This window comes from Nocardia farcinica (assembly GCF_029867845.1).
Lineage (GTDB): Bacteria > Actinomycetota > Actinomycetes > Mycobacteriales > Mycobacteriaceae > Nocardia > Nocardia farcinica_A.
Genome location: NZ_JARWRU010000947.1, coordinates 1 through 5,804 on the forward strand (window position 1 = coordinate 1; position 5,804 = coordinate 5,804).

Genomic DNA, 5,804 nt, shown 5'->3' on the forward strand with positions numbered 1-5,804 from the left:
GGGGGTCTGGGGCCGGCGCCCGGCACCGATGCCCGCGGGGGCGGTGCCGCGCGTCGAATGGGCCACAGTTCGCATCCGCCTGCGTGTCCGCGGAGGCGATGGGCAAAGATGGACACCGTGACTCATTGGCCAGCGCCCCACGTCGACGTCCCTGTTCACGCGACCGTGACCCTGCCTGGGTCGAAATCGATCACCAATCGCGCGCTGATCCTGGCGGCGCTCGCCGACGGTCCATCCACCATCACCGGCGCGCTGCGCAGCCGCGACACCGACCTGATGATCGCCGGCCTGCGCGCGCTGGGCGCGCGGATCGAGGGCGACGGCGAGACGCTGACGGTCACCCCGGCCCCGCTGGGCGGCGGCACCGTGGACTGCGGCCTCGCGGGCACCGTCATGCGGTTCCTGCCGCCGGTCGCCGCGCTGGCCGACGGCCGCGTGCACTTCGACGGCGACACCCAGGCCAAGCTCCGCCCGCTGCGCACCATTCTGGACGCGCTGCGCTCGCTCGGCGCCGAGATCGAGGGCGACACACTGCCTTTCACCGTGACCGGCACCGGCGGCCTGCGCGGCGGCGCGGTCACCATCGACGCCTCCGGTTCCTCGCAGTTCGTCTCCGGCCTGCTGCTGTCGGCGGCCCGCTTCACCGAGGGCGTCACCGTGCACCACGACGGCGCCCCGCTGCCGTCCATGCCGCACATCGAGATGACCGTGGAGATGCTGCGCCGCGCCGACGTGGAGGTGGACGCGCCCACCGATCCGAGGGCCCCGCAGATCTGGGCGGTGCGGCCCGGCGTGATCCGCGCGGTGGACTGGGAGGTCGAACCCGACCTGTCCAATGCCACTCCCTTCCTCGCGGCCGCGGCGATCACCGGCGGCCGGGTGAGCATCCCGCACTGGCCGCGGCTGACCACCCAGCCCGGCGACGTGATCCGCGAGATCCTGGTCAGGATGGGCGCGGAGGCCCGCTTCACCGACAGCGTGCTTACCGTGACCGGCCCGGACCGGCTGGCGGGCATCGACATCGACCTGCACGACGTCGGCGAACTCACTCCCACCGTGGCCGCGCTGGCCGCGCTGGCCGACTCGCCGTCGCGGCTGCGCGGCATCGCGCATCTGCGCGGTCACGAGACCGACCGGCTGGCGGCGCTGTCCACCGAGATCAACCGGCTCGGTGGCCGGGTCACCGAGACCGACGACGGCCTGGAGATCGAGCCTGCCCCGCTGCACGGCGGCATCTGGCACTCCTACGCCGACCACCGGATGGCCACCGCGGGCGCGATCCTCGGCCTGCGGGTGCCCGGCGTGGAGATCGAGGACATCGGCACCACGGCCAAGACACTGCCCGGGTTCGTCGCGTTGTGGGAGCAGATGCTGGTGGGCGACACGGCGGTCGCCGAGTCGGGCGGAGCCGCGCGCTGAACCCGCCACGTCGTCGTTCCGCCGCGGGTTACGACGAATCCGACGTCCGGGTTCGTCCCGGCCGCAGCTCCCGCCCGCGCACCAAGAACCGTCCGCGGCACGCCGACGCCGAGCAGGCGATGGTGGTGGCGGTGGACCGCGGCCGCTGGGGCTGCGTGCTCGGCGGCGATCCCGATCGGCGCATCGTGGCCATGCGCGCCCGCGAACTCGGCCGCACCCCGATCGTGGTGGGCGACGAGGTGGGCGTGGTCGGCGACCTGTCCGGCAAGCCGGACAGCCTGGCCCGCATCGTGCGGGTCGACGAGCGCCGCACCGTGCTCCGGCGCACCGCCGACGACACCGACCCGTTCGAGCGCGTGGTGGTGGCCAACGCCGAACTGTTGTTCATCGTGGTGGCGCTGGCCGACCCGCCGCCGCGCACCGGTTTCGTGGAGCGGGCGATGGTCGCCGCCTATGTCGGCGGTCTGCGCCCGGTGCTGTGCCTGACCAAGCGCGACCTGGCCGCGGATTCCGAATTCGCCGCCGCCTTCGCCGATCTCGACCTGACCATCGTGCACGCGGGCATCGACGACCCGCTCGACGAGGCGCTCGAGCTGCTCACCGATCGGGTGACCGCCTTCATCGGTCACTCCGGCGTCGGCAAGTCCACACTGGTGAACCGGCTGGTGCCGGACGCCGAGCGCGCGGTGGGCGAGGTCTCCGGCGTCGGCAAGGGCAAGCACACCTCGACGCAGTCGGTGGCGCTGCCGCTGCCCGGCGGCGGCTGGGTGGTCGACACTCCGGGCGTGCGGTCCTTCGGCCTGGCCCACATCACCCCCGACGACGTGATCGCCGCGTTCAGCGATCTCGCCGAGGCCATCGAGGACTGCCCGCGCGGCTGCACCCACCTCGGCCCGCCCGCCGACCCGGAGTGCGCCCTGGACGAGCTGGCGGGCAGCGCTGAGCGGGTGGCCGCCATCCGCAGGCTGCTGGTCGCACTGAACTCCAACGACCCGTGGTGACGCCCTGGTGAACACCGCGGCGGCGGCCCGGTCGTGCCCTGGTGAACACCGGGCTTCGGTGAAGACCGACCCGTATTCCCCCTCCCGGCGGACCCGGCGGACGGATCGCTCGGCGAGTCCGAACCGATGGCCCACCCCCGCCCCGAATCTTTCGCGGCGCACCGCACGATAAGCCTCCTACCTGCTGTTTTCGCGCTACCGTTCTCCGCGCCCGTGTCACACACCGCTCTCGGCCAGCAGAAGGACACATGCGCACGCACCTCGCCCGTTCCCGCGTCCTCGCAGCACTTCTCGCCGTCCCCGCCGTGCTCGTCGGCGCCTCGACCCTGGTGTCCGGCAGCGTGGCCCCGGCCGTCGCCGCCCCCGACCTGCCCTCGGCCTCGCCGGAACTTCCCGCGGCCGTGCCCGACAAGCCGTCGGCGGCAACGCATTCCGGTGGACGCTCGGCCCTGGACCGGCAGTTCCTGCGGCAGAGCTTCTTCGACGACGAGCCCGTCGCCGTGCAGGACGCCGCCATCAAGCTCGCGCGCAGCCAGTGCGCCTATCTGGACAGCGCGGGCAACCGGCCCGCCGACCACATCTATCTCGCCGAATCCGCTGTCGGCACAGTCGAATACCCGCATCTGTTCCTGGAGGCGGCCATCCGCACGTATTGCCCGCACAACCGGTTGCTCTGACCCGCCGCCCGGCCGATCACCGCCGCGGCCGGATCGAGGCGTCCGCTGAGCACCGTCGGCGATCAGCCCGCCCCTTCGGCACGACGGGAGCGCGCCGCGGCACGACGCGAGCGCTCGGCTCGGCGCACGAACGGCGGGCGGTTCGTTCATCGTGGCGCGCGACGGACGGGGAACGGAAAAGGCCGGAAAACCAAAAAAGCGCCATTCCGGCATCGGCGACACGAGTTTCTCCGGCCGGGCCGGGAAACCGATCGAGAAATTCCGTGCCGTGACGAATTCGCGTGCCGGCCGATCACGCGGAGAAACGGCCGCCGACCTCGTCCGTGGCCGGGCGCGGAAAGTGACCTCACACACCTGAGCGCGGGGCGGTGCGTTCGCGCGCACGCCCGGGGAGGATGATCGGCACATGGCTGACTTGGACGCGAGGCTGCGCGACATCTACGAGGAGATCCTGCACCGCAACCCTGGTGAGGCGGAGTTCCATCAGGCGACCTACGAGGTGCTCGAGAGCCTCACGCCGGTCGTGGCCAAGCACCCCGAGTACACCGACGGCGAGATCATCCGGCGGTTGTGCGAGCCGGAACGGCAGATCATCTTCCGGGTTCCGTGGATCGACGATCAGGGCCGCGTGCAGATCAATCGCGGTTTCCGCGTGGAATTCAATTCCGCGCTCGGCCCCTTCAAAGGCGGCCTGCGCTTCCATCCCAGCGTGTACCTCGGGATCGTGAAGTTCCTCGGTTTCGAGCAGATCTTCAAGAATTCGCTGACCGGCATGCCGATCGGCGGCGGCAAGGGCGGTTCGGATTTCGACCCGAAGGGCCGCTCCGACGGCGAGGTCATGCGCTTCTGTCAGTCGTTCATGACCGAGTTGTACCGGCACATCGGTGAGCACACCGACGTGCCCGCGGGCGACATCGGCGTGGGCGGCCGGGAGATCGGCTTCCTGTTCGGCCAGTACAAGCGCATCACCAACCGCTACGAGTCCGGCGTGCTGACCGGCAAAGGCCTCACCTGGGGCGGCTCGCAGGTGCGCCCGGAGGCCACCGGCTACGGCACGGTCTACTTCGTAGAGGAGATCCTGCGCTCGCGCCGCGACAGCTTCGAGGGCAAGCGCGTGGTGGTGTCCGGCTCCGGCAACGTGGCCATCCACGCCATCGAGAAGGTCGCGCAGCTCGGCGGCGTCGTGGTGGCCTGCTCCGATTCGGCCGGTTACATCGTCGACGAACAGGGCATCGACCTCGCGCTGATCAAGGACATCAAGCTGGCCCGCCGCGCGCGCATCAGCGCCTACCCCGGCGAGTGCCGCAACGACGCCCATTACGTCGAGGGCGGGTCGATCTGGGACGTGGCCTGCGACATCGCCCTGCCGTGCGCCACCCAGAACGAGCTCGACAAGGACGCCGCGGCCACCCTGGCGCGCAACGGCTGCGCCATCGTCGCCGAGGGCGCCAACATGCCCTGCACCCCCGAGGCGGTGCGCACGCTGGCCGAGGCGGAGGTCACCTTCGCCCCCGGCAAGGCCGTCAACGCGGGCGGTGTGGCCACCAGCGCGCTGGAAATGCAGCAGAACGCCTCCCGCGACTCGTGGTCGTTCGAGTACACCGACGCCCGGCTGGCCGAGATCATGCGCGGCATCCACGACCGCTGCCTGGAGACCGCCGAGGACTACGGCTCTCCCGGCAGCTACACCGCGGGCGCGAACATCGCGGGCTTCATCCGCGTCGCCGACGCCATGCTCGCCCTCGGCGTCATCTGAGCGTGCCGCGCCGCACCCGGTAGCCCACCGGCACCGCGCGCCCGCGGGCCACGCCGGACACGGCAACCAGCGAGCAGACCTCGCCGCCTGCCGGGATCCACCCGCGCGGGCGGAGCCGGCGGTCGCGTGCTGTCGGCCGGGGTCAGGAGACCGGACCGGCCGCGGCGGCCACCCGGTACCCGGCCCGCCGGACCGACTGACGGCGGGTGCCACCGGTCGCGTGGCGATTTCTACGGAAACCGCTGCGCAAACAGAAGCGAAGTACTAGCGTTTCGCATTGCTCGCTCTTCGACGCGGGCAATGCGAAGGAGTACCACCCATGAAGAAGTCCCAGCGTGCGGGCGTCGGCACGACCGCACTCGGCGCTCTGGCCGCTGTCGCGGTGCTCGCGGCCCCCAACGCCAACGCCTTGGTCACCGACATCGAGGTCAGCGGCGACCGGTTCTGCGTCGGCGACACCTACACCGTCACCGTCGACGTGACGATCACCTCGCTGCTGTTCGAAGTCACCCTCACCGACAACGGCACCGAGATCGGCCAGAAGCGGCCCGGCTCGAACAGCAAGGCCGTGTTCTCCTGGACGCCGGCCACCACCGGCTCGCACACCCTCAAGGCGGTCCAGGAGATCGTCAGCAACAAGTCGGTGACAGTCACGGTGGAGGACTGCACCCCGCCGCCCATCGGTGGCGGCAACAGCGGCTCCTCGGTCGGCACCGGCGGCCTCGGCAGCCTGCTGGGCAGCCTGTCCGCGGGCAACTGACACCCGGGCAGCCGACACCCGGGCACCCGACGCCCACGAACCATCCCCACCCCGGATACCGCCGCTCGGGTATCCGCCGGGGAACTCCCGGCGAGCGCGTCGCGGCCGACGCCACGCCAGGAGTTACCACCAACCGCCCCCCCGCACCCGCGCGGCGGGGAGCGGGGGGGTGTAAACAGAAACCACACCCC

General features: G+C 71.4%; 5 protein-coding genes. All 5 read left to right on the plus strand.

The genetic code is table 11. The features are described 5' to 3' along the window. The first annotated feature begins 108 nt into the window (after positions 1-108). The 5 genes from aroA (at position 109) to QH283_RS20895 (ending at position 5,613) form a co-directional block, all read left to right on the plus strand. Positions 109-1,419, plus strand: a complete 1,311-nt coding sequence (gene aroA, locus QH283_RS20875; RefSeq protein ID WP_280504662.1) for a 3-phosphoshikimate 1-carboxyvinyltransferase — start codon at positions 109-111, stop codon at positions 1,417-1,419. Further along, on the plus strand, positions 1,416-2,420 hold the full coding sequence (rsgA, locus tag QH283_RS20880) for a ribosome small subunit-dependent GTPase A (protein ID WP_280504666.1): 1,005 nt from the start codon (positions 1,416-1,418) through the stop codon (positions 2,418-2,420). Before aroA ends, rsgA begins: the two co-directional genes overlap by 4 nt. 248 nt (positions 2,421-2,668) lie before the next feature. Next, a complete protein-coding gene (locus QH283_RS20885) occupies positions 2,669-3,097 on the plus strand; it encodes a DUF732 domain-containing protein (protein WP_280504663.1) in 429 nt (142 codons plus the stop codon). A 406-nt stretch (positions 3,098-3,503) separates the two neighbouring features. Continuing rightward, on the plus strand, positions 3,504-4,853 hold the full coding sequence (gene gdhA, locus QH283_RS20890) for an NADP-specific glutamate dehydrogenase (RefSeq protein ID WP_280504664.1): 1,350 nt from the start codon (positions 3,504-3,506) through the stop codon (positions 4,851-4,853). Positions 4,854-5,172: 319 nt separating this feature from the next. Next, the gene (locus QH283_RS20895) at positions 5,173-5,613 is read left to right on the plus strand and encodes a hypothetical protein (protein WP_280504665.1); all 441 of its coding nucleotides are present in this window, start codon (positions 5,173-5,175) and stop codon (positions 5,611-5,613) included. Positions 5,614-5,804 lie beyond the last annotated feature (191 nt).